At 67.9% G+C, this 23,996-nt stretch carries 15 protein-coding genes; 10 read left to right on the forward strand and 5 right to left on the reverse strand.

The window, feature by feature from the left end; all coding sequences use genetic code 11:
- Positions 1-52: 52 nt before the first annotated feature.
- Entirely contained in the window at positions 53-1,621 is a 1,569-nt protein-coding gene (locus tag WMF14_RS19830) for a GMC family oxidoreductase (RefSeq protein WP_437803051.1), read from the reverse strand.
- A 263-nt stretch (positions 1,622-1,884) separates the two neighbouring features.
- Between WMF14_RS19830 and WMF14_RS19835 the strand changes: the two genes are divergently transcribed.
- The 10 genes from WMF14_RS19835 to WMF14_RS19880 all read left to right on the forward strand — a co-directional run bounded on the left by WMF14_RS19835 (position 1,885) and on the right by WMF14_RS19880 (position 19,603).
- Complete coding sequence (locus WMF14_RS19835) at positions 1,885-2,349, forward strand: hypothetical protein (protein WP_437803053.1); 465 nt, start codon at positions 1,885-1,887, stop codon at positions 2,347-2,349.
- A 1,001-nt stretch (positions 2,350-3,350) separates the two neighbouring features.
- Positions 3,351-3,443, forward strand: a complete 93-nt coding sequence (locus tag WMF14_RS19840) for a hypothetical protein (protein ID WP_437804248.1) — start codon at positions 3,351-3,353, stop codon at positions 3,441-3,443.
- Positions 3,444-3,539: 96 nt separating this feature from the next.
- Positions 3,540-4,001, forward strand: a complete 462-nt coding sequence (locus WMF14_RS19845) for a hypothetical protein (protein WP_437803055.1) — start codon at positions 3,540-3,542, stop codon at positions 3,999-4,001.
- Positions 4,002-5,364: 1,363 nt separating this feature from the next.
- Positions 5,365-5,709, forward strand: a complete 345-nt coding sequence (locus WMF14_RS19850; protein WP_437803057.1) for a molybdopterin oxidoreductase — start codon at positions 5,365-5,367, stop codon at positions 5,707-5,709.
- Positions 5,710-5,712: 3 nt separating this feature from the next.
- Positions 5,713-8,157 carry a nitrite reductase large subunit NirB gene (gene nirB / locus WMF14_RS19855; RefSeq protein WP_437803059.1) on the forward strand — a complete coding sequence of 815 codons (2,445 nt, stop codon included), beginning with the start codon at positions 5,713-5,715 and terminating at the stop codon, positions 8,155-8,157.
- A gap of 10 nt (positions 8,158-8,167) precedes the next feature.
- Complete coding sequence (locus WMF14_RS19860) at positions 8,168-8,485, forward strand: Rieske (2Fe-2S) protein (protein WP_437803062.1); 318 nt, start codon at positions 8,168-8,170, stop codon at positions 8,483-8,485.
- A 339-nt stretch (positions 8,486-8,824) separates the two neighbouring features.
- Positions 8,825-9,985, forward strand: coding sequence for a lipase family protein (locus tag WMF14_RS19865; protein WP_437803064.1), 1,161 nt, complete (start codon positions 8,825-8,827; stop codon positions 9,983-9,985).
- 60 nt (positions 9,986-10,045) lie between these two features.
- On the forward strand, positions 10,046-12,205 hold the full coding sequence (locus WMF14_RS19870) for a serine/threonine protein kinase (protein ID WP_437803066.1): 2,160 nt from the start codon (positions 10,046-10,048) through the stop codon (positions 12,203-12,205).
- Between the two features lie 198 nt (positions 12,206-12,403).
- The gene (locus WMF14_RS19875; RefSeq protein WP_437803067.1) at positions 12,404-18,484 is read left to right on the forward strand and encodes an AAA family ATPase; all 6,081 of its coding nucleotides are present in this window, start codon (positions 12,404-12,406) and stop codon (positions 18,482-18,484) included.
- 252 nt (positions 18,485-18,736) lie between these two features.
- Positions 18,737-19,603: a hypothetical protein gene (locus WMF14_RS19880; RefSeq protein ID WP_437803068.1), complete on the forward strand. Its 867-nt coding sequence runs from the start codon at positions 18,737-18,739 to the stop codon at positions 19,601-19,603.
- A gap of 63 nt (positions 19,604-19,666) precedes the next feature.
- Here the strand turns inward: WMF14_RS19880 and WMF14_RS19885 are convergent, their stop codons facing one another.
- The 4 genes from WMF14_RS19885 to WMF14_RS19900 form a co-directional block, all read right to left on the reverse strand.
- Positions 19,667-20,197, reverse strand: coding sequence for a hypothetical protein (locus WMF14_RS19885; protein ID WP_437803070.1), 531 nt, complete (start codon positions 20,195-20,197; stop codon positions 19,667-19,669).
- A gap of 269 nt (positions 20,198-20,466) precedes the next feature.
- A complete protein-coding gene (locus tag WMF14_RS19890) occupies positions 20,467-21,108 on the reverse strand; it encodes a hypothetical protein (RefSeq protein ID WP_437803072.1) in 642 nt (213 codons plus the stop codon).
- 117 nt (positions 21,109-21,225) lie between these two features.
- On the reverse strand, positions 21,226-21,870 hold the full coding sequence (locus tag WMF14_RS19895; protein WP_437803074.1) for a hypothetical protein: 645 nt from the start codon (positions 21,868-21,870) through the stop codon (positions 21,226-21,228).
- Positions 21,871-22,855: 985 nt separating this feature from the next.
- Positions 22,856-23,959 carry a hypothetical protein gene (locus tag WMF14_RS19900; RefSeq protein ID WP_437803076.1) on the reverse strand — a complete coding sequence of 368 codons (1,104 nt, stop codon included), beginning with the start codon at positions 23,957-23,959 and terminating at the stop codon, positions 22,856-22,858.
- Positions 23,960-23,996: the final 37 nt, after the last annotated feature.

Consider the following 23,996-nt stretch of genomic DNA (forward strand, 5'->3'; position numbering starts at 1 on the left):
CGCGCGCGAGGTGGCGACGCCGAAAGCGCGTCCAGGCGCGCGCCTGTTGCTGCTACACCGCGCCGTCGCGGAGCCACTCGCCGAACCGCTCGCCGATCATCAGCGCTGTCAGGTTCGTGTTCACGCTCGGGATGGTCGGCATGATGCTCGCGTCCGCGACGACGAGGCCCTCGACGCCGCGCACCCGCCCGCGCCCATCGACCGCCGCCGAGACGTCCCCCTCGGGCCCCATCGGGGCCGTCCCGCACGGGTGGTAGCCCGAGCCGCAGCTCCGGTAGATCCACCGCTCCAGCGCCTCGCGCCGCCTCAGCGTGCGCTCCATCGGCCAGACGAACCAGCCGAGCTCGCGCATCGGCGCGGTGCGGGCGATCTCGTACGCGAGCTCCAGCGCGTCGACCGCGCGCGACAGGTCGTCGCGGTCGACGAGAAAATTCGAGACGATGCGGGGCCGCGCGTGCGGGTCGGCGCTCAGGTGCTCGATGCGGCCGACGCCGCGCGGCTTGCCGATGCAGCACGCGATCGCGAACGCCGGTATCGTGAGGCGCGGGTGCAGCGGGAAGAACGAGCCCGGCTGGAGCATCATGTCGTTCGGGTACGAGCTGCCACGCGACGTGTAGCGGAGCATCGTCTGGACGAGCGGCTGGCGCAGGACGTCGATCAGGCCGCGGCGGCGCGGCCACAGGCCGATGGCGGCCCCCGGATGGTCGAGCAGCCGCGCCCCCACGGCGGGCACGTCGGACACGAGCGTGACCCCGAGGCGCGCGAGCTCGGCCCGCGGCCCGATCCCGCTGCGCAGGAGGATCCCCGGCGTCGCGATCGCGCCGGCGCTCAGCACCACCTTCCGCGTCGCGACGACCTCGACGCGCCCGTCCGTCTCGATCTCGACCCCCTCGACCCGGCGGTTCCGCACGAGCACCCGCCGCACCGTCGTGCGCGGCCGGAGCCGCAGGTTCTCGCGCCGGCGCACCTCGGCGGTCAGGTAGCAGCGCGCCGCGCTCATGCGCTGTCCGTCGATCTTGTTCATCGCGTGCGGCCCGACGCCGCCGGGCGCGCGCGGATCGTTGGTGTCCGCGCACTCGGGGTGGCCGAGCGCCCTGCACCCGTCGACGAACGCGGCCTGCCACGGCACGAGCTCCTCGCGCCGGGCGCGGCGGATCGGCACCGGACCGCCCTTGCCGTGCCACGGCTCGCCGAAGTCGAGATCGTCCTCGAGGCGCTTGAAATAGGGCAGGCAGGCGTCGAAGCCCCACTCGGGAAGGCCGAGCGCCGCCCACTCGTCGTAGTCGTACGGCTGGCCGCGGACCGCGATGCACGTGTTCACGGCCGACGAGCCGCCGACCACCTTGCCGCGCGGGAAGAGGAACATGATCTGCCCGGGCGTCGGCCGGTGGCGATAGCCCCAGTCGTGCGCGAGCCACGAGTTGCGGGTGCCGTCCCGCAGATCGGCGGGCAGGCCTTCCGGGTCCGGGTAGTCCGGGCCAGCCTCGAGCAGCAGGACCTCGCGATCCGCGCGCTCCGTGACGCGCGCCGCGATCACGGCGCCCGCCGAGCCGGCCCCGACGACGACGAGCTCCGCGGCGCCGGCCGGGCGGGGCGAAGAGGACGGTGACGATCGAAACACCTTGGAAACTCGACCTACACGGGATCGCGCCGCCGGGCAACGAACCCTCGAAACTGTCCTCGCTGGGTGACCGTCGTACGGCGCCAGAGGGCCGCACGCGGCGCGCGGCGTACGGCGCGCTCGCCCGTCCGTTGGTCGAATGATCCGCCCGGGAGGCCGCATAGGAAACACCGAGGTTCACAGCCTGCGGGGAGCGCACAACCGAACGGAAGGTGAGACGCTCGACTCCGGCGGGTATCCGTGTCAGCGCGCATGAGGCGAACGTGCTGTTCGGCGAGATGATGCCCTATCTCCTCGTGGTCGACGCCATGGTTCCACGCACGGTCCCCACGTTCTCCCCGCGCGTTGACGAGGCGTGGCATCAATTCGTGCTCTTCACGAACGAGTACATCGATTTTTGCAAACGGTTCTCTGACCGGTACGTGCACCACGAGCCGGGCTACTGGCTGGAGAGCACGCTGCACGCGAAGGTAGCGTTCGATGAGTTCGCCGCAACGTACGAGTCGCTGTTCGAAGAGCGGCCTCCGGAGCTTTGGCAGGACGAGCACGACCTGCGGCCCGGGTCCTTAGCTCTTTCCGCCGAGTCGATCGCGCTCGCCGTCGAACGCGCGAAGCGTCGATCTCTCACAGATTTGCTTATTGGCAGGCGACATTGCCGACGAAAGACCCGCTCTCTCCGTTCGATGAAACGAAGTCGATCTCTACGCCTTGTCCACAGTCCCCACTGATCGTAAACTCCGCAGGCGCATTGCGCACACCGGCGCAAAAGGCGTTGGTCTCGATCCCATGAAGCGTGTAGGTCGAGCTGCCTACGTTTCCCGTGACAACAGTTCCAGATTTGTTGACGGTAGTACCGGTCATTTGCATCGTTCCCGTCACGTTTCCCTTCTGGAAAGTGCCCGTGAAGGTAATACTTGCGGCAAGGGTAGGACCTCCTGAGGTACACATAACTGTCCCTGTCCCTTGCCCCCGCACCGATTTGGTCGCCTTTGCGTAGCCAGAATTGGCGACGGCTCCGACCGCGAAAACGGTCAACACCGCAACGAGCAACCGTGATTTGCGCATGTGATCCCCCCGTGTTCACTGGGCCTTGGTCGACGGCCGCGTAGGAGGAGCGTCGGTGGACGACGAAGCTCCTTTCTAACGCTTACCCTGGCAGCGGTGCCCGCTACTCGTTGCGGCCATCACAAAGGGCAATGTCCAGTTACTTCGGATAGTGCGGCTCCCCACCGGTCGAGTCAACCCGAATCTCACCAAGTTCGAAGTTGTCGTCCATCGGTCATCGACCGAGGCGATGATCGGAGATTTTTGTCACGTTGGGGACGGGGGCACCCTCGAAGCAGAGATCGAGCCTCCTTGAGGTCGGCGAGCGCGTCCTCGACCGTCTCGCACTGACGTGCGACCTCGATCTCGAGGCAGCGTGCCACGCACCAGGGCGGCTCATGCGTGATCGCCGCGGTCAGACTTGATCCGAAAGCTGACCACGGCCCAGGTTCGGCCGATTTCGTTCTCGCGGCGGAGAACCAAAGGCCGCAGCTGCCGGCCTCTTTCGCCATGGATCTAGCTCACAGCCGCCAAGGTTTCGTGCCCCACCGGAGAGCGGAATTCGCCGCCATCGTTTCGTTCCCAATCGTGGCGCGCACCGGTAGGCTGGCGAATCATTCGAGGCCCAACGGATCGCCGAACGCCGAGACGAGAACACGCAGGCTTCAGCTCGAGCTCAGGTGTCATCTTCCTCGTCGGCATCATCGGCGTGACGATGGTCTTCAACGTGCCGATGAACGACGCGCTCGCCGCCGTGCAGCCGGAAACACCTCGCTGAGATGCGAGGTTCACAGCCTGCGGGGAGCGCACAACCGAACGGAAGGTGAGGCGCTCGACTCCAGCGGGTATCCGTGTCAGCGTGCATGAGGCGAACGTGCTGTTCCGCGAGATGAAGCGCTATTTCCTCGTGGTCGACGCCATGGTTCCACGCACGGTCCCCACGTTCTCCCCGCGCGTTGACGAGGCGTGGCATCAATTCGTGCTCTTCACGAAGTACATCGATTTCTGCAAACGGTTCTTTGACCGGTACGTGCACCACAAGCCTGGCTACTGGCTGGAGAGTACGCGGCACGCGAAGGTAGTGTTCGATGAGTTCGCCGCAACGTACGAGTCGCTGTTCGGCGAGCGGCCTCCGGAGCTTCGGCAGGACGAGCACGACTTGCGGCCCGGGACCTTAGCTCTATCCGCCGAGTCGAACGCGCTCGCCGTCGAACGCGCGAAGCGTCGATCTCTCACAGATTTGCTTATTGGCAGGCGACATTGCCGACGAAAGACCCGCTCTCTCCGTTCGATGAAACGAAGTCGATCTCTACGCCTTGTCCACAGTCCCCACTGATCGTAAACTCCGCAGGAGGCGCGGTCCCACCGGGGCAAATGGCGAAGGTCTCGATCCCATGAATCGTGTAGGTCGAGCTGCCTACGTTTCCCGTGACAACAGTTCCAACTTTGTTGACGCCAAGAGAACTGCTAACTTGCATCGTTCCCGTCACGGTTCCCTTCTGGAAAGTGGCCGTGAACGTAATAAACGATAACGGAATGGTAGGACCTCCTGGGGTACAGACAACTTGCCCGTTCCCTTGCCCCCGCACCGATTTGGTCGCCTTTGCGTAGCCAGAATTGGCGACGGCTCCGACCGCGAAAACGGTCAACACCGCAACGAGCAACAGTGACTTGCGCATGTGATCCCCCCGTGTTCATTGGGCCTTGGTCGACGGCCGCGTAGGAGGAGTGTCGGTGGACGACGAAGCTCCTTTTAACGCCTACCGCTGGCAGCGGTGCCCGCTACTCGTTGCGGCCATCACAAAGGGCAACGTCCAGTTACTTCGGATAATGCGGCTCCCCACCGGTCGGGTCAACCCGAATCTCACCAAGCTCGGAGTTGTCGTCCATCGGTCATCGACCGAGGCGATGATCGGAGGCTTTGTCACGTTGGGGACGGGGGCATCCTCGACGTAGAGCTCGAGCCTCCTTGAGGTGAGCGAGCGCGTCCTCGACCGTCTCGCACTGACGTGCGACCTCGATCTCGAGGCAGGGTGCCACGCACCAGGGTGGCTCATGCATGATCGTCGCGGTCAGACTTGACCCGAAAGTTGACCACGGCCCAGATTCGGCCGATTTCGTTCTCGCGGCGGAGAATCAAAGGCCACATCTGCCGGCCTCTTTCGACATGGATCTAGCTCACAGCCGCCACGGTTTCGTGCCCCACCGGAGAGCCGAATTCGCCGCCATCGTTTCGTTCCCAACCGTGGCGCGCACCGGTAGGCTGGCGAATCATTCGAGGCCCAACGGATCGCCGAACGCCGAGACGAGAACACGCAGGCTTCAGCTCGAGCTCAGGTGTCATCTTCCTCGTCGGCATCATCAGCGTGAAGATGGTCTTCGCGCCCGCACGGCGGGCACGTCGGACACGAGCGCGACCCCGAGGCGCGCGAGCTCTGCCCGCGGACCGATCACGGCGCCCGCCGAGCCGGCCCCGACCACGACGAGCTCCGGGGCGCCGGCTGGGCGGGGTGAAGAGGGCGGCGACGACCGAAACATCTTGGAAACTCGACCTACACGGGATCGCATCGCCGGGCAACGTCACGTCGAAACTGTCCGCGCTGTATGACCGTCGTACGGCGCCAGAGCGCCGTGGACGGCGCGCGGCGTGCGGCGCGCGCGCCCGTCCGATGGTCGGATGATCCGCCCGGGAGGCCACATTGGAAACACCGAGGTTCATACAGGGTGTCTACTCGTTCGAGGGGCAGGGCCTGGAGCAGCCGGTGCCCCTTCGTCCTGCGGTCGGGTACACCGTCCCGCGGGACAAGCGCGCTCAGCTCATCTACCTGCGCGCGGGCAACTCCACGTCCGAGCTCATCTACCTGCTCCTCAAGCGCGACGGCCACGCGATGCGCTATTTCCCGATCGGCGCCAAGGGGGCGATCCACGTGCCCCTCGTGATCGTGGAGGACATCCACCCGGAGAGCGTGATCGAGCTGTGCGTGGGCGCGCCCGAAGGCGCGCGCGGGCTCGCGACGATCGACATCGGCCTGGCGGAGATCTGAGCCATGCAGAAGAAGCGAAAGCTCGTGTTGATAGGCAACGGGATGGCCGGCGTCCGCACGGTCGAGGAGATCCTCGCGCGGGGCGGCGCCGATCAGTTCGAGATCACCATCTTCGGCGACGAGCCCTATGGCAATTACAACCGCATCCTGCTCTCGGAGGTGCTGAACGGCTCCCAGGACCCGAGCGAGATCTTCCTGAACCCCCTGGCCTGGTACCGGGAGAACGGCGTCCAGCTCCACGCGGGCGTGCGCGCGCGGGCCATCCACCGGCACTCGCGCCAGGTGACCGGCGATCACGGGGTCGTGGCGCCCTATGACAACCTGATCATCGCGACGGGCAGCTCTCCGTACATCCCGCCGATCCAGGGGGTGCGGCTGGAGGGCGGCAGGGAGAAGCCCGGTGTGTTCGTGTTCCGCAGCCTGGACGACTGCCACAAGATCGCCCAGTACGCGCGGGGCAAGCGGAGCGCCGCGGTCATCGGCGGCGGGCTCCTCGGGCTCGAGGCCGCGCGCGGGCTGCAGAACTTCGGCCTCGACGTCCACGTCGTCCACATCAGCGGTCACCTGATGGGGCAGCAGCTCGACGCCACGGCGGGCGGCATCCTGAGGACCACGCTGGAGCAGCTCGGCGTGACGGTGCACCTCAACAAGAGCACGAAGGAGGTGCTCGGAGAGGACCGCGTGACGGGGCTCCGCTTCGCCGACGACGCGACGCTCGCCTGCGATCTCGTGGTGATCTCCGCGGGCATCCGGCCGAACGTGGAGATCGCCCTGCGCGCCGGCCTGACCGTCGAGCGCGGGATCGTGGTGGACAACCACATGCGCTCGCCCGACGACCCGAGGATCTACGCCGTCGGCGAGTGCGCGCAGCACCGGGGGCAGGTCTACGGGCTCGTGGCGCCGCTCTGGGAGCAGGGCAAGGTGCTGGCCGACCACATCACGAAGCGCAACGAGAAGGCCTTTTACGCCGGCTCGAAGGTCTCCACGAAGCTGAAGGTCATGGGCATCCAGCTCGCCTCGATGGGCATCACCGAGCCCGGCGACGACCGCGACGAGATCGTGCAGTTCCTCGAGCCGAAGAAGGGCACGTACAAGAAGCTCATCATCCGGGACGGCAGGCTGCTCGGCGGCATCCTCCTCGGCGACGTCAGCAAGGCCGCGTACCTGATGCAGGCGTTCGACAAGAGCACGCCGCTCCCGGAAGAGCGGCTGTCGCTGCTGTTCGATATAGGCGCGCCCTCGCCGCAGGCGACGATCGAGGAGATGCCGCAGGGGATGCAGGTCTGCAACTGCAACGGCGTCACCAAGGAGGGCCTCGTCGCGTGTGTGCGCTCCGGCAAGCGGACCCTCCGGACCGTCATGGACGCGACGCGGGCTGGCATGGGCTGCGGCGCCTGCAAGCAGCTCGTCTCGGAGGTCGTGGCGTGGGCGTGCGGGGGCGCGGCGGAGCAGGACCCCGCGGCCGGCTACTACGTGCCTGGCGTCCCGCTGAGCAAGCCCGAGCTGGTCCAGGCGATCCGCGAGCGCGGGCTCCGGTCGGTGTCCGCCGTGTTCCGCGAGCTCGCCGGCGGGAGCGAGGATCCGGGGAGCAAGCCGGGGCTCGCGTCGCTGCTCCGCACGTTATGGCACCACGAATACGACGACGAGCGCGACGCCCGCTTCATCAACGACCGCGTGCACGCCAACATCCAGAAGGACGGCACCTTCAGCGTGATCCCGCAGATCGCGGGGGGCGTCACGTCGGCCGCGCAGCTGCGGCGGATCGCGGACGTCGTCGACAAGTACCGCGTGCCGCTCGTGAAGCTCACCGGGGGCCAGCGCATCGACCTGCTCGGCGTGAAGAAGGAGGACCTGCCGGCCGTGTGGCGCGACCTCGACATGCCCTCGGGGTTCGCTTACGGAAAGTCGTACCGCACGTGCAAGAGCTGCGTGGGAAGCGATTTCTGCCGGTACGGGCTCGGCGACAGCATCGCGCTCGCCTTGAAGATCGAGGACCGCTTCCAGGGCATGGACACGCCGGCCAAGCTGAAGCTCGCGACGGCGGGCTGTCCGCGCAACTGCTCCGAGGCGATGGTGAAGGACGTCGGGGCCGTCGCGGTGGAGGGCGGCAAGTGGGAGATCTACGTGGGCGGCGCGGCCGGCGCCCACGTGCGCAAGGGCGACGTGCTGTGCACGGTCGACGCGCACGAGGACGTGCTCCGGCTCATGGGCCGCTTCATCCAGTATTACCGCGAGAACGCCAGGTACCTGGAGCGGACGTACGGCTTCGTGGAGCGCGTCGGCATCCAGAAGATCCGCGCCGTGGTCGTGGACGACAGCGAGGGCATCGCGGCGCGCCTCGACGAGGAGATGCGGAAGACGGTCGAGGCGTACCGCGATCCGTGGAGAGAGGCGTACGCCCCGGCGACGCCGAACCAGTTCCGATCGGTGCTGCCGATCGTGCAATGAGGGGTGCGACATGGAGATCACGATTGGACCCCTGTCGGCGATCCCGCCGGGCGAGGGGCGCGCGTTCGAGGTCGGATCGCAGCGCATCGCGGTGTTCGTGACGCGCGAAGGCCGCGTGTTCGCCACGCAGGCGAGCTGCCCGCACCGCGGCGGCCCGCTGGTCGACGGGCTGCTCGGCGGCTGCACGCTCATCTGCCCGCTGCACGCCCAGAAGTTCAACCTGGAGACGGGAGAGGCCCTGAGCGGCGGGGAGGGGCTCAAGACCTATCCCGTCCGCCTGAGCGCGACGAACCAGATCCTGGTGCGGATCGAGGGCGGCGTGGGCTGAGCGCCACCTTCCCCGCCGGGGGCTCTGCGATAGCGCGTCTTTGGGTACGCTACCGGAGCGCGTCGCGCGTCACGCGACGTTGCCTGGAGGGTTCCCGTTCGTCATGGTCGACCCCACGACAGCCGCACCGCTCGGCCCCGGCACCGTCCTCGGGGGCGATCTCCGCATCGTCCGCCCCCTGAGCCAGGGAGGCGTCATGACCCATGGCGCCCCCTCTGCCTGAATTCGGTATTCATGGAAAGCCGCGTGTGGCCGGAATCAACTTTGATCCCACAAAGTAAGAATTGGAACAGGTGGACCCGCCTTGCGGGTTTTTGAGCTGGGTTCTAGGAGCAGGGAATGAGGATCGAGGCGGTTCGTGTCCGCAAAGATGTGCGTTCCAGCGCGAGCATCGCCTTCGCGCGTCCGGTCAGCGAAAACATCGATTACATGGTGAACAAGCCAGAGGGGGCGCACGACGACCTCATCGCCGGCCTCCTCGCCGTCGCGTCGGTGTATGCATACTCGGACATCTACACGTTCGCCGAGACGATGGTTGAAACCGGCTTGGGCGGCGGGGCCGAGATCGTCGGCATCGCCAACGCTATCCCGGAGATGTTCGTAGATACGAACGCCTACCTCATCCAGACCGCGGACAAGCGGCTGGCGGTCCTCTCCATCCGGGGGACGAGGATGACGAACATCAGCAATTGGTTCGGGGACGCTAGCATCGCCTCGGTCATGTACACGACGAGCTCGTTCGTCGAGACCTTCGCAGGGCGTATCCATGGCGGCTTCCTTCAAATCGCTTCGGTGATGATGCCCTCAATCTATCGCATGCTCAAATACGCCTTGAAGGGCTATTCCATCTGCGCCGGCGCAGTCCGGGAAAATGCCAAATTCCAGGATTGTGTGACGGAGGCATCGTGGCGTGGCGAGATGAACCGACCGGGCACCGAGAGAGAAGAGGAACCGGGCGTCGCGGGTCATCTCCCGCCGCTGCCCCCGGAGAACGCCCCGAACAAGCTGGAAGCGCTCTACATCACCGGTCACAGCCTAGGCGGCGCGCTCGCCGTCTTGATGGCGGCGACGCTTCGGTCGCCCCTCAGCGAAAAGCTGCGCGGCATTTACACCTACGGGCAACCGATGGTCGGCGACAAGCGCACGGCCGAGAGGTACCAGCCAAAATTCGGCCACAAACTCTACCGCCACATCTATGGTGTGGACGTGATTCCGCGCCTGCCCCCGCTCACGATGGGGAGGTTCGTGCATTTCGGCAAGGAGTTCGCATCGAGCCATCGAGGGTGGGTGCCACGCAGCGGGGCCGTGACCCCGGTGTGCACGGGTACGGGGGCGGCTGTTCTTGGTCTCTTCGGCCTCCTTCAGGAACAGCTGATCGGCGTCCCGTCACTTCAGCGGTTGCCCCTGCCTTACTCCTTGGCCGATCACAAGCCGCTTAACTACCTGTACATGTCATGGGCGGATTTCGTCGTGGGCGCCGCTGTCCCGATGATCGGGTGAGCGGGAAAGATCGCGCATTCTTCCTCATCCGCCATTGAACACCCTCTTCAATGGACCGAAGTGGATGACTACCCCGCGGCGAGCGACTACGTGCCCGGCGTTCCGCTGAGCAAGCCCGAGCTCGTCCAGGCGATCCGCGAGCGCAGGCTCAGGTCGGTGTCCGCCGTCTTCCCCGAGCTCGCCGGCGGGAACGAGGAGCCGGGGAGCAAGCCGGGGCTCGCGTCGCCGCTCCGCACGCTATGGCACCACGAAGACGAGGCGGAGCCCCTCGTTCGCGCGTCTTTGGGTACGCTACCGGAGCGCGTCACACGTCACGCGATGTTGCCCGGAGGGTTCCCGTTCGCCATGGCCGACCCCACGACAGCCGCACCGCTCGCTCCCGGCACCGTCCTCGGGGGCGATTTCCGCGTCGTCCGCCCCCTGAGCCAGGGGGGCATGGGCGCCGTGTTCGTCGCCGAGCAGCTCTCGACGGGCAAGCCGCGCGCGGTGAAGCTGATGCACGCGCAGCTCGCGCAGGACCCGCGCTTCCGCGAGCGCTTCGAGCAGGAGGCGAGGGTAGGGGCGCGGATCGAGAGCGATCACGTCGTCGAGGTCGTCGCCGCGGGGGTCGATCCCGCGACGCAGACGCCCTGGCTGGCGATGGAGCTGCTCGAGGGGGCCGATCTTTCGGCCGTGATGGCGCAGCGCGGCGCGCTGCCGCCCGACGAGGTGCGTGAGCTGATGGGGCAGCTGTGCCACGCGCTCGGCGCGGCGCACCGCGCGGGCGTCGTCCACCGCGATCTCAAGCCCGAGAACCTCTTCATCGCGCGGCCGCGGCAGCAGAACGTCCGCTTCAAGGTGAAGGTGCTCGACTTCGGTGTCGCGAAGATCGTGGCCGAGGCGCGGGCGACGACGTCGGTCACCGCGTCGGTCGGGACGCCGCTCTGGATGGCGCCCGAGCAGACCGAGCTCGCCGCGCAGGTCGCCCCGGCGTCGGACGTCTGGGCGCTCGGGCTGCTCGCGTTCTACCTGCTCACCGCGCGCGTCTACTGGATGGAGCCGAGCCGTGGGCCGAGCGCCTCGGTCATGTCGCTCATGCGCGAGGTGCTGTTCGGCCCGCTGGATCCTCCGTCCGCCCGCGCCGCGCAGCTCGGCTGCGCGCACCTGATCCCCCCCGGCTTCGACGCCTGGTTCGCCCGGTGCCTCGCCCGCGACGTCCGCGCTCGCTTCGCCGACGCGGCGCAGGCCATGGCGGCGCTCGATCCCGTGCTCGCCGCGGCCGCCCACAGGTCCGCGCCGCTGCAGGCCGTGCCCTCCATGCCCACCCCCCCGGTCTATTCCGGCCATTCCGGGCCGATCACCGCGCCGACCCAGCCGGGGGTCTCCCGCACCGACGTCGGCGGCATGACCGGCGGCACGCTCGTCCCGGTGCCGACGTTGCCCCCGCGCAGGGCACCCTGGGGCTTGCTGCTCGCGATCGCCGGCGGCGGGCTGGTCGCCGTCGCCGCGCTCGCCTTCGGCGGCTTCCTGGCCTTCCAGCGGCTCCGCGCGGCGGACCGCGCCGACGGCGCGCCGCCGGCGCCGGTGTACGGCGGGGGCGACGCGCCCACGGGTGGGGCGCCGACGCCGCCGGCCAGGCCATCGAGCGCCGCGGCGAGCAGCGACGTCGATCTGGCCGGCACGTACGACATCGTGTCGTCGCGCAACCCGGGCGGGCAGGGCAGCTACACGGGCAACGTCCTCCTCTCCCGGAGCGGCGACACGTACCGCATCGCCTGGATCATCACGAAGGGCGCGGGCTACGAGGGGATCGCGTTCGTGCAGGGGCAGACGCTCGCCGTGGGATGGGCGAGCGGCGGGCCCTACGGCGCGGCCGCCTACCGCATCGACGGCGGCCGCCTCCACGGGCAGTGGATCGCCACGGACCGGCCCGGCCAGGTGATGGCCGAGGAGCTGGAGGGCCCTGAAGGGCTGGTCGGCAGCTACCGGATCGTCGACGGCGCTCGCAAGGGCACGGTCGTCATCGTGCCCACGGGCGAGACATACGCCGTCACGTGGGCGCTGAGCACCGGCGCGCTGAAGGGGGTAGGCATCCGCTCGGGCGATCAGCTCGTCGTGGGCTGGTCGCCGAGCCAGCAGGTCGGGGTGGTCAGCTATGCGATCGCGGGCCGACAGCTCGCGGGGCGATGGGGGACCCTGGGCGGCACGCTGGCGGGGAGCGAGGCGCTGGTGCGCCGCTGACGAGCGGACATTCCCCGATCCAGCATGCGGGGCAGAGGTCCTGCCTCGATGTCATCGACAGGGCGGCCCCGGTGCGGGGCGCGGCGCGCTGGAGTTCGCGGAGGACGGATGAGGGCCGTCGCGTCGCCCGCTCAAAGCGGTGGCGACCCGCGCCGACCATGGCAGCATGTGTCGCGCATCACCGGCGTCAGGGCTCAAGTGGGCACCAATCCCGTCTCGTCCGATCACGGGTCTTCGTCCCGTTACGCCATCATCGAGGCGCTCTATGAGGGCTCAGACACCCTTCTCTACCGGGGTGTACGCGAGGACGACGGCCATCCCGTGGTGCTCAAGGTCCTCCGGCGCGATCACGCGAGCCCTCGCGCCCCCGAGCGGCTTCGCCACGAATACGAGATCGCTCGGGCGCTCGACACCACGGCCATCGTCAGGCCCTGTGCGCTCACGATGCTCGGCGAGCAGCCGGCGCTGGTCCTGGAGGATTTCGGCGGCGTGTCGCTCGATCGGCTCCAGGATGGGCCGACGCCGCTCGAGCGCTTCTTCCCCCTTGCCATCCGCGTTGTCGAGGCGCTCGCCGGGCTGCATCGGCACGACGTCGTCCACAAGGACATCAAGCCTCAGAACGTGCTCCTCAACCCCGCAACCGGCGAGGTGAAGATCACCGACCTGGGGATTGCGTCCCGGATACCCCGCGAGCTCCAGCACCTCGAGCACATCGGGCTCATCGAGGGGACCCTGGCCTACATGGCCCCGGAACAGACAGGCCGGATGAACCGCTGGATCGACCAGCGGACCGATCTCTACTCCCTGGGCGTCGTCTTCTACGAGATGCTGACGGGCACTCTGCCGTTCCAGGCCGGCGATCCCGTCGCGTGGGTCTATTGCCACATCGCCCAGGCGCCGCGGCCGCCGCACGCGGTCGTCCCCTCGATTCCCCCGCAGCTCTCCGCGGTCGTGCTCAAGCTGCTCTCCAAGGCCGCCGAGGAGCGTTATCAGAGCGCGGCGGGCCTGCGGCACGACCTGGACGAGTGCTTCGCCAGATGGCGGGCGAGCGGCGCCATTCCGCCCTTCGCGCTCGGGGGGCGCGATCTCTCCGACCGGTTCCAGGTCCCGCAGCGGCTGTACGGGCGCGAGCGCGAGGTGGAGGCGCTGCTCGCCGTGTTCGAGCGCGTGGTCGCGAGCGGCCGGCCAGAGCTCGTGCTCGTATCGGGCTACTCGGGTATCGGCAAATCGTCGCTCGTCGCCGAGCTGCACCGGCCGGTGGTGAGGGAGCGCGGCTTCTTCCTGTCCGGCAAGTTCGAGCAAACCGCGAGGGACGTCCCCTACAGCGCTTTCCATCAGGCGTTCCGGGCGCTCTTTCAGGAGATCCTCGGCGCGAGCGAGGAGCAGGTCGAGCGCTGGAGACAGCGTTTCCGGGAGGCCCTCGGCGAGAGCGGCAGGTTGCTCGCCGACGTGCTCCCCGAGCTCACGCTGCTCCTCGGCCCACAGCCGCCCGTGCCCGAGCTGCCGCCCGCCGAGGCCCAGAGCCGGCTGCGCGCGACGCTCCAGCGCTTCGTTTCCGCATGCGCCCAGAAGGACCACCCCGTTGCGCTCTTCCTCGACGATCTGCAGTGGGCCGACGCAGGAAGCCTCCAGTTGCTCGAGCAGCTCGCCACCTACGCCGGGTCCGAGCACCTCCTGCTGCTCGGCGCGTACCGCGACAACGAGGTCGGCCCCGCGCACCCGCTGCGGCTCACGCTGACCGAGGTGCGGAAGCGCGGCGCCGCTGTCTCCGAGCTCGTCCTCGGGCCGCTCTCGGCCACCCACGTCGGGGCGCTCGTCGCCGAGGCGGTCCACGCGACGCACGCGCCGCACACACCTGCAGAGCAGGCCGAGCCGCTCTCGCGGCTGGTCTACGAGAAGACCGGCGGCAACCCGTTCTTCGTGCTCCAGTTCCTCATCGCGCTGCACCAGGAGGGGCTCATCACCTTCGACGCGGAGGAGGGCAGGTGGCGCTGGGACATCGCCGCCATCCGGGACAAGGGCTTCACCGATAACGTCGTCGAGCTGATGGCGGGCAAGCTGAAGCGGCTCTCGGGCCCGACGCGGGACGCGCTCACGCTCGCCGCGTGCCTCGGCAGCAGCCTGGAGCTCGACACGCTCGCGGTCGTCGCGGGCCGTCCGGCGGCGGAGCTCCGCGACGCGCTCGAGGAGGCGGTGCGGGAGGGGCTGCTGCTCCGCCGGGACGGCGCCTATCGATTCCTCCATGACCGGGTGCAGCAAGCCGCAACCTCGCTCATCCCGGCGGGACAGCTCGCCGAGATGCACCTCTGGATCGGGCGGCTGCTCCTCAGGGCACGACGCGCGGAGGAGCGCGACGACGCGCTCTTCGACGTCGTCGGCCACCTCAACCACGGCGCCGCGCTCATCCGTTCCCAGGCGGAGCGGGACGAGGTCGCCGCGCTGAACCTCCGCGCCGGAAGGAAGGCCAAGGCCGCCGCGGCCTTCCAGTCCGCCGCCGCGCTCTTCGCGGCTGGCCTCTCGCTGCTCGCGCCGGCCTCGTGGGAGACGCGCCACGAGCTGACCTACGGCCTGACCTTCGAGCGCGCGCACATCGCGTACATCACCGGCAGCTTCGAGGAAGCCGAGGGGCGCGTGGAAGAGCTCATGGATCGCGCGAGGACCCGGCACGAGACGGCCACCGTCGTCGAGCTCGCCGTCGCGCTGAGCGTCACCCGCGGGCAATACGCCCGCGCGGTGGAGATCGGGCGCTCGGGCCTCCGCGCGTGCGACGTCGATCTGCCGCTCCACCCCTCAGGCGCACAGGTTGAGAAGGAGATCGAGAGCGTCTGGCAGGCCCTGGGCGACCGGGCCATCGAGGACCTGATCCATCTGCCCCCCATGACGCACCCGGAGATCAAGATCACGATGGGCGTGCTGCAGAGCGTGTCCCTCCCTGCGTTCTTCGTGGACCCGCACCTGTGCAATCTCGTCGTCATGCGCATGGTCGAGCTCAGCCTGCGCCACGGCAACACCGAGCACTCCGCTGTCGCGTACGCCGCCTTCGCGATGATGCTCAGCTCGATGTTCGGGCGATACCAGGAGGGGTATCTGTTCGGAAGGCTCGGCCACGACCTGGCGGACAGGAGCGGCCTCCTCACCACGAAATCGGCGGTGGTCGTCCTCTTCGGACACCACGTCGTCTTCTGGACACGCCACTACAGAGAGACGTATCCGTACACGCGCGACGGCTTCAGCGCCGCGGTCGAGTCCGGTGACCTGAACATGGCGTGCACCAACTGCATCTGGGCCGCGCTGTTCGCGCTGCTCTCTGGCGAGCCGCTGGAGGACGTGCTCCACGAGGTCGAAGAGCGCCTCGGTTTCGTGCGCAGGGTCGGTTACGTGTTCGCGCACAACGCCCTCCTCGGCGGCCACGCCATGATCCAGACGTTGCGCGGGAGGCCGGTCCGCTTCTCGATGCTGGACGGGTCCGAGCTGGATCCGCCGGCCTTCGAGGCGCGGCTGGAGGAGGCTGGGGAGCTGGAGGCCGCTCGCGACTTCTATTACGGCTTGGAGGCGCAGGCGCTCTTCGTGCTCGGCTCACCCCGAGAGGCGCTCGCGGCGGCGACCCGCGCGATCGCCGAGCACCCCCCCAGGGTCGTGCCGCACGCGCTCATCGCCGAGAGCTTCTATTACCGCGCGCTCGCGCTCGCGGCCCTCTGCGACGAGGCGCACGGCGCGCAGCCGTCCCCGCAGTGGGTGCTCCCCGAGGAGCTCCTCGAGTGCGAGCGGCAGCTCGGCGCGTGGGCCCGGAGCGGCCCCGACAACTACCTCCACAAGCACGCCCTGGTCCGCGCCGAGATCGCCCGGCTCCTGGGGCGCGAGCCGGAGGCCAGCCGGCTCTACGAGCAGGCCATCGCGGCGGCGCGCGAGGGCGGCTTCGTCCAGCATGAGGCCATCGCCTGCGAGCTCGCCGCGGCGTTCTACCGCGCGCGCGGCCTCTCGACGCCCGCCGACAGCTACCTGCGAAGCGCCCGCGCCGGCTATTTCCGCTGGGGCGCCCGCGCCAAGGTGGAGCAGCTCGATCAGCGCTACCCGCACCTCGTCGAGCGCAAGCCGATCGCCCCCACCGTCACCTTCGCCGTACGGGCCGAGCAGTTCGACGTCCTTTCGGTGGTGAAGGCCGCGCAGAGCATCTCTGGCGAGCTCAAGCTCTCGCGGCTGCTCGAGACGCTGCTGCGCATCGTGGTCGAGCACGCGGGCGCCGAGGAGGGCTGTGTCCTCCTGGTCCGCGATGAGCAGCTGCGGATCGCGGCGATCGAGACGCCGGGGGGCGCGGTACGGCTGTTCGATGCGGGCGAGGCGCCTTCGGCCGCGCTGCCAGAGGCCGTCCTCAACTATGTTCGCCGGAGCCACGAGCGCGTGCTGCTCGACGACGCCGCCGCCCGGCACCCCTTCATGGAGGATGAGTATTTCCGGCGCAAGCGCCCGAGATCGGTGCTGTGCCTCCCGATCGTGCGCCAGGCCCGGCTCATCGGCCTGCTCTACCTGGAAAACAACCTCGCCACCGGGGCGTTCACCTCTGGGCGGCTCAGCGTCGTCGAGCTGCTCGCCTCGCAGTCGGCGATCTCGCTGGAGAACGCGATGCTCTATGCCGAGGTGGAGCAGGAGAACGCCGAGCGGCGGCGGGCAGAACAGGCGCTCAAGGCCAATCAGAAGATGCTCCAGGCCATCGTCGACAACTCGGCGGCGAGCGTCTATGTCAAGGATCACGAGGGCCGATTCCTGCTCGCCAACCGGCAGGTAGGCGCCCTCCTGGGCGTGCCCAGCGAGCAGCTCCTCGGGAGGACCGATGCGGACCTCTTCCCAGCTCCCTTCGCCGAGACGGTCCGCGAGCACGAGCGGAAGGTGCTCGAGACCGGCGCGCCGATGGAGTGGGAGGAGACGGTGCCGCTGGAGGACGGGCTGCACACGTTCCTGTCGATCAAATTCCCACTCGATGAGGGGGTCATGCCCGGCGTGCTCTGCGGCATCTCCACCGACATCACCGAGCGCAAGCGGGCCGAGCAGGCCGAGCGGTTCCTGGCCGAGGCGAGCCGCAAGCTGATGACGCTGGGTTACAGCGCGACCTTCGAGAGCGTGGCGCAGCTCCCGGTGCCCGAGCTCTCGGATCGGTGCGTCGTCGAGGTGCTCTCCGAGGACAGGGCGCCGGGCCCGATGGCCGTCGCGGCGGTGCCCGGCGAGCAGCTGGAAGCGCTGAAGGACGCGCTGCGCGCTCTGGCAGGAGCGTCGCCGGCCGGAGCCGAGGGGGAAGAGGGCCGCGCCACGCCGCTGGTGCAGCAGGTGCAGTCGCTCGACCCGCGGGTCAGGCCGCTCTGGGAGCGGCTCGGCGTCCACGCGTTCCTGCGGGTTCCGCTGCTCGCGCGCGACCGGTACTTCGGCGTCATGACCCTGCTGGCGACCGCGGCCGAGCGCCGCTGTGGCCCCGCCGACCTGCGGCTGGCCGAGGAGCTGGGGCGCCGCGCGGCGCTCGTGCTCGACAATGCCCGCCTGTACACCGAGGCTCAGGAGGCGATCCAGCGGCGGGACGAGTTCCTCGTCGTCGCCTCTCACGAGCTCAAGACCCCGCTGACGTCGCTGCAGATGCAGGCGCAGAGCATCGAGCGGCTGCTGCGCCGCCGCTCGCTCGCGGACGTCCCCCCGGCGCGGATCGAAGCGATGATCCAGATCCTCGGCCGCCAGACGTCGCGGCTCGGGCGACTTGTGGACGAATTGCTCGACGTCACGAGGCTGCACGCCGGGCGGCTCTCGCTCGCGCGGGCGCCGGTCGATCTGGCGGCGCTGGCGGGTGAGGTCGTCGACCGGATGCGCCAGCAGCTCGCGGCGTCCCGCTGCCCGACGCAGCTGGATCTGGGAGCGCCCGTGGTCGGGCACTGGGATCCGGATCGCCTGGAGCAGGTCGTCGTCAACCTCCTGTCGAACGCGATGAAGTACGGCGCAGGCAGGCCCATCTTTATCGGCGTGCGGCGGCAGGCCGATCGCGCGCTGCTCGTCGTCCGGGATGAGGGGATCGGTATCGCGGAGGCCGATCAGGGCAGGATCTTCGAGCGCTTCGAGCGCGCGGTGTCGGTGCGCAACTTCGGCGGCCTCGGCCTCGGGCTCTACGTCGCACGCGCGATCGTGGCGTCGCACGGCGGCTCCATCCGGGTGGAGAGCAAGCCGGGCGCGGGCGCGACGTTCGTGGTGGAGCTCCCGCTGAGCCCACCGGAGAGCGCCGTGCCGCATCCAGGGGCCGGAGAGTAGGCAGACGTGGCTCCGGGAGCGCGACCGGAAGCAAAAAATCAGGCGGATCAGGCTGATCTGCCGGCCTCTGGTGTGAGCTGGCATCCACGATGGGCTGCTAGCGGAGGGGTGTGGCGTGGCCTGGGATACAAAACTGAATCCTCCGGCGGTCGCGCGACCTCCCGCGCAGGCAGGAGTGCCTGATTTTCTGCTTCGAGGTCCGGCGCCGGAGGGCCTCCTGGCTCCTGGCTGAGCCTGGTAGCGTCGGAAATCATGGCGAAGCTCAAGACTCAACCGGAGAAGTCCCCGGCGAAGGCCAGGGCAGAGGAGGGGGCCCGGAGCTACCAGGCCCTGTACAGGCACTACCAGCCGATCGGGGCGGGGCTCCCGCCCGGGGAGGTGCAGGTGTGCCGCGCCGATCCGCGCCTCGCGCTGATCAACGTGAAGCGCGGTGTCGCGGCGGTGCTGGGCACGAAGGAGCAGGTGAAGGCCGTGCGCGAGCACCTGCCCAGGATCGCGGTCGACGAGCTCCTCTCGCTGCCGGACCTCGCGCGGGCGCTCCTGTTCGCCGTGCGCGAGGCGCTGCCCCGGGCGGCGGGCCCGAAGGAGATCGACAAGGCGCTGAAGGAGATCGGTGGGCCGCGCGAAGATCTCCTCACCCAGGCGGAGCTCTTCGCCCGGCGCGGCCTCCTCGACAGGGAGCGTGTCGCGCAGATCCGGGCCGGCTCGGGGAAATACGATATGGCGCGGGACGGGATGGAGCTCGCGGCGCTGTTCACGGAGCACGCGGCCGAGCTCAAGGGGCTCCACCCGTTCACGAGAGAGGAGATCGAGAAGCTCCGGCGGACGAGCGAGTGGCTGCTCGAGAACCTGACCCCGGCAGGAGCCCGGGTGGAGGTCAAGAAGAAGGAGAAGACCGCGGCCGAGGACACGAGAGATCGGCTGTGGACGCTGCTCCTGCGGCGGCACCCGGCGCTCCGGAAGGTGGGGTATTACTTCCACGGCGACGATTTCGAGTCGGTCACGCCGCGCCTGCTCTCGCGGGCCGCCTCGGCGCAAGCCGTCGAGGAGGCGCTGGAGGAGGAGCCGGAGGTGATCGCGGACGACACGAGAGGAAATGCGCAGGGAGAGGCGCCCTGAGCCCCGCGCTTCGACCGGCCTGAGCGAGAGCGACAAGGCGAGCGGCGTCCCTGGCGCGGCCGATCAGAGCTGCCCGTACTCACGGATCCGGTCGCGCCGTTCTTCCTTGTCTCCCTCGTCGGGCTCCAGATCGACGACGATCCCGAGGCGCGATTCGATGTAGGCCATCCAGAGGGTTCCATGCGGTGGAACGCTGGTCCAAGCGTTCATTTCCGTGATCGACAGGAGTCCATCCATGCTCCGATCGAAGATTCTTATGTCCCTGAACCGTAATCCGCACGTGAAGCCGAGCTGGACGTTCAGGTTACGGGAATAGACGTCTCCGCCGAGGAACAGATCGACGTGCGTGGTCCGGACGAGCGTCCCCTGCGGCCTCAAGGTCGTGGTGAACATGGGAAGAACGGCTCCGATCACTTGGTAGAGTTGAAAGCTCGTGGCCGCGCTCGCCCGGAACGGTCCGGCCTCGTACGTAGCATGGATCCCCAGCTTCTTGTCTTCTATCGTCGACATGTTCTCCTTGCCCACGCCAACACCGATGAAGTACCCGATGTTGAGCTCCTGGGTGGGACTCCCGGTCTGCCCGAAGCTCACCATGACGGTATGGACAGCCCCCGGAGCCGTTCCGCCGCCGTAAGTGACTCCGAGTCTCGCAAGATGGGGGAGCTTCGTCTGAACGATGCCGTTGAGACGGAGGCCGTCCCAATGGAATTTCTCTGGGGGCCGTGGCTCTTGCGCTGATGCCAGAGCGGCGAGGGAGAACACTTCAAGCCCTGACAGCGCGCGCAAGAGTGCCTGCCGTGGCCTGCGCAAACGCCGGGCTGAAGGCTTCCACGAGCTGAGCGGCGGCGTGAAGCACGCTCGCGTCATTCGGCCTGCATTGGGTCTATGCACGCGGGGTTCTTCACTAGCTCATCGATGTCGACATCGCCGTAGTAGCTCTTGAACATATAAGCATTTTCCATCGCCCCGATGCTGCGACGATCGCTCGTGACGTCTGGCTGCGGCGCATCCTCGAAGTATTTTATGATATTGGAGCAGGCCGAGTATTGGTCTCGAGCCAGGTCTCGAATGCTCAACACGGTTTCGCAGTCGAACGTGCTGCTGCCGAGTATTTCCCTGTACGCGCCGAACCCTGCCAGAAAGCCCCTGCAGTCCACGTCCAGCATGGCTAGCTCGCTCGCTTGTAATTGGATCACGCATTGCTCCGGGAGCTCTGACTTGGGCGAAGGTGTACGTTTGTCTTCGTTGGTGGGGGGATGTTCCTGTCCTTTCTGACGACGGTGATCGCGACGCTGGAGGGTCTTCTCACAGATGGCCAACCGCTTCCGGGTGACGCTCAGGGTCGACCGAAGATCGGGGTCGTTCTTGCTGGCGGCGTCCTGGCGTGCTTGCGGCTGTTCGTCGCTCTCTGCAGAGATTTTTCCTAGATTGTATGCCGCCGCCAGCGCCGCGATCGCGATGGCCCCAAATCCAATCCACGTTGTCGGCTTTGGTGATGTTCCCATGTGTCGAGCGTTACGAGCTAAAGTCCTGGTGCGTGCCTGAGAATGGCGACCCTGGCCTGTCCGACCAGCGGAGCGATGGCTCCCGCGAGATGAACGGCGGCGTGAAATGGGTTGGATTCATTCGGTCCGTAATTGGCTTATGCACTCTGGGTTCTTCACCAGTGCTCTAAGGTCGCCGGGGTTGCCGTATTCGTTCCTGGTCGCGTAGGCGTCTTCTGTCGCGGCAATGGCGAGCGGGTCGCTCATGGCATCTCGGTAGGCGGTGCCTTCGTTGATTCTTGTGATGGCGGCACAGTAGGAGGACTGCGCGTGAGCCACGGATAGAACATCCAAGACGATCTCGCAATTGATCGTGTTGCTGCCCAGTATTGTCTTGTACGCATCAAAATGTCTCCTGAGGCTCCTGCAGTTCGCACCCAGCATCTGCAGTTCCTTCACCTGCGATGCAATGACGCATTGCTTCGGAAGCGCTGGTACGGGTGAAGGTGTGGGGTTGTCTTCGTTGGTGTGGAGCGTTTCCTCTCTCTTCTGAAGATGCTGGTCGTGACGCTGGAGGGTCTCTTCGCAGCTGGCCAACCTCTTCCGGGCGGCGCTCAGAGTTGACCGAAGATCGGGATCGTTCTTGCCGGCGGCTCCCTGTTGCCGTTGATGACGGCTGCCGCTCTCTGCTGAGGTTCTTCCCAGATTATATGCCGCCGCCAAGGCGGCGACCGCGATGAGACCTGATCCAATCCATGTTGTCGGCTTGGGTGACGTTCCCATGTGTCGAATATTTCAATGGGGCAACAATAGTCGCTGTGCGCAGGCAATTTAGTATGGCGGGAATGGGTCTCCAGGGTGGCATGAGCTAGTAGTAACAGGGCTCTTTCTTAACCGGTGTTATTCCAATCTTTTGAGGCGTTATATCCAGATTGATGCCGCTGACGGGCTGCAGTAATTCGCGCCATTGATAACATGACTTCGCGTTTACCGTGTTCACGAATTGGTTCTGCAACGGCGTCGTTCTGATGCAGCCGCTTAGTTGAGGCTGTGTATCTTCTGGCGCACACAGTGCCACGCACGTGGGGGATGGATCCATGCACGTTGGTTTTGGTCTTTCGTCGAGGATCGTGCATCCGGTTTGGGATAATACCGTCGCGGAAATAAGCTGGGCGAGGCTGGGACGGACCGTCCTTGAACGACGAAGTGTTGCGGTCATAGGCTCTTGCTTTCGTGGGTATCTGGTGGTGGCTCGCGTTTGCCTCAAGAAGCAGGCAAGAGGATATAGGAAAGGCTGTCGTTCTTCGATGAATCCGTGCGTATGGCCACGATCGGGCGTCGCGAGCGAGCGCGTCAAGCTCGCCGAGGCGCGCGCGAGATGTCCAGGACGTCGGAAGCAGGCAATGACTCGCGTGGCCGGTCGCGGACAATCTCGCTTCGCCTTTAGGGGATCGACGGGGGGCCAATCGGTTCGCGCGGTCCGCTCCGCGAACGCTCGTTGGCAGCGCACCCATTCCCCGGCGCGCAGCCGTCCCTCGGATGTCCGGGCCTACGCGGCCCTGTGGCGGCTTCGGGCCGAGGGACGCGGCACGCTCGCCGGGTCGATGATGGCGTTCTGGGACGTGAGGCGGTCGGCCGACGGTCGGCTCGGGGCCGCTCGCAGGCGCCCTGGTCGCGGCCAGCCGCGACGAGGAGCGCGGAGAACTCGCGGCTCGAGTGGAGCTGCTGCTGAGCGCGGGGCGATGATCGCCTGTTCTTCTCGCGGGCCCTATGCCTGGCAGCAGAACGTCGACGGCTCGGCCGGCAGCAGCTCGCCGGTGGGCTCGCCGCCGCTCGGGGCGCAGCCGCCGGGGTCCACGGCGACGATCTCCGCCGACTTGCTGCCGAGGGCGACGCCGGGCGGCGTGACCCCGCAGAACGGCGTCGTCGAGCTCACGACGGCCGACACGAGCAACGCCCCGCACGCGCCGTCGCTGTAGACGGAGGCCATGATGGTGCACGACGCGCCCTCCGGCTCCCCGCAGCCGCACTCGGAGCAGCCGCGCGTGTCCGCGGCGCCGCCGTAGAAGACGTGCCGGTCGAGATAGGGCTCCTCGCACGTCACGTCGCCCTCGTGGAAGATGCACGTCAGGAAGCCGCCGGGCGGCGGGACCCCGGGCTGCTCCGGCGAGGGCATGCAGGTGCTCCGGTCGCCCACGCACTCCGTGTAGGCGCCGGGCACGCAGGCGAGCGCCCGGGTCTGCCAGGGATCGAGGAGCGCCGGCGGCGGCGGTTCGTCCACCCTGGGTGTGCACACGCCGGTCGCCGTCACGATCGGCGCCTCGATGGAGACCGACTGCACGCACGGCTTCCCGCCGCAGTCCTGGCCGGTGGGGATCGCGTTCGCGGCGGTGCAGGCGCCGTCCCAGCCGTCGGGTGCCGCGAAGGGAGTCGTGACGCCGCCGGGGTCGCCGGGACAGGCCGAAGAAGCGTGCGCCGACCAGCCCAGCGGAAGCTGGCACGAGGCGGTGGCCGCGTCAGGCGGATCGCACAAGCAGGCCGCGCAGGCGAGGGGAGCGGGCGCGAGATCGGCGAACCCCTCGTAGCCGATGTTCGGCGCCGCGGCTGGGCAGTCCGGCACCTGGTCCCGCGGGCCGAACCAGAGGAGCGCCGGGCCGAACCAGCCGAGCGGCGCCGGTGGCACGCAATCGCCGGCGCAGGCCGTCTCATCGCCACCGCCGGCCCCACCGGCTCCGCCGGTTCCGGCGCCGCCCCCACCTTCGCCGCCGGCACCGCCGCCGCCTTCCTCGGGCCACGGGCAGCCCGGGAGACCATATTCCTGCGGCTGACAGGGACCGTAGACGGTCGGATCTTCTCCGGAACAGCCAGGCAAGAAGAGGGATCCTACGAGCAGGAGGATAAAGGTTCGC

This window comes from Sorangium sp. So ce693 (assembly GCF_051521375.1).
Classification (GTDB): Bacteria; Myxococcota_A; Polyangia; order Polyangiales; family Polyangiaceae; genus Sorangium; species Sorangium atrum.

Coding starts and splice junctions, on each gene's coding strand:
- nirB (WP_437803059.1), top strand. CDS start 5,713: ATGCAGAAGAAGCGAAAGCTCGTGTTGATAGGCAACGGGATGGCCGGC.
- WMF14_RS19860 (WP_437803062.1), top strand. CDS start 8,168: ATGGAGATCACGATTGGACCCCTGTCGGCGATCCCGCCGGGCGAGGGG.
- WMF14_RS19865 (WP_437803064.1), top strand. CDS start 8,825: ATGAGGATCGAGGCGGTTCGTGTCCGCAAAGATGTGCGTTCCAGCGCG.
- WMF14_RS19880 (WP_437803068.1), top strand. CDS start 18,737: ATGGCGAAGCTCAAGACTCAACCGGAGAAGTCCCCGGCGAAGGCCAGG.
- WMF14_RS19885 (WP_437803070.1), bottom strand. CDS start 20,197: ATGGTGAGCTTCGGGCAGACCGGGAGTCCCACCCAGGAGCTCAACATC.
- WMF14_RS19890 (WP_437803072.1), bottom strand. CDS start 21,108: ATGGGAACATCACCAAAGCCGACAACGTGGATTGGATTTGGGGCCATC.
- WMF14_RS19895 (WP_437803074.1), bottom strand. CDS start 21,870: ATGGGAACGTCACCCAAGCCGACAACATGGATTGGATCAGGTCTCATC.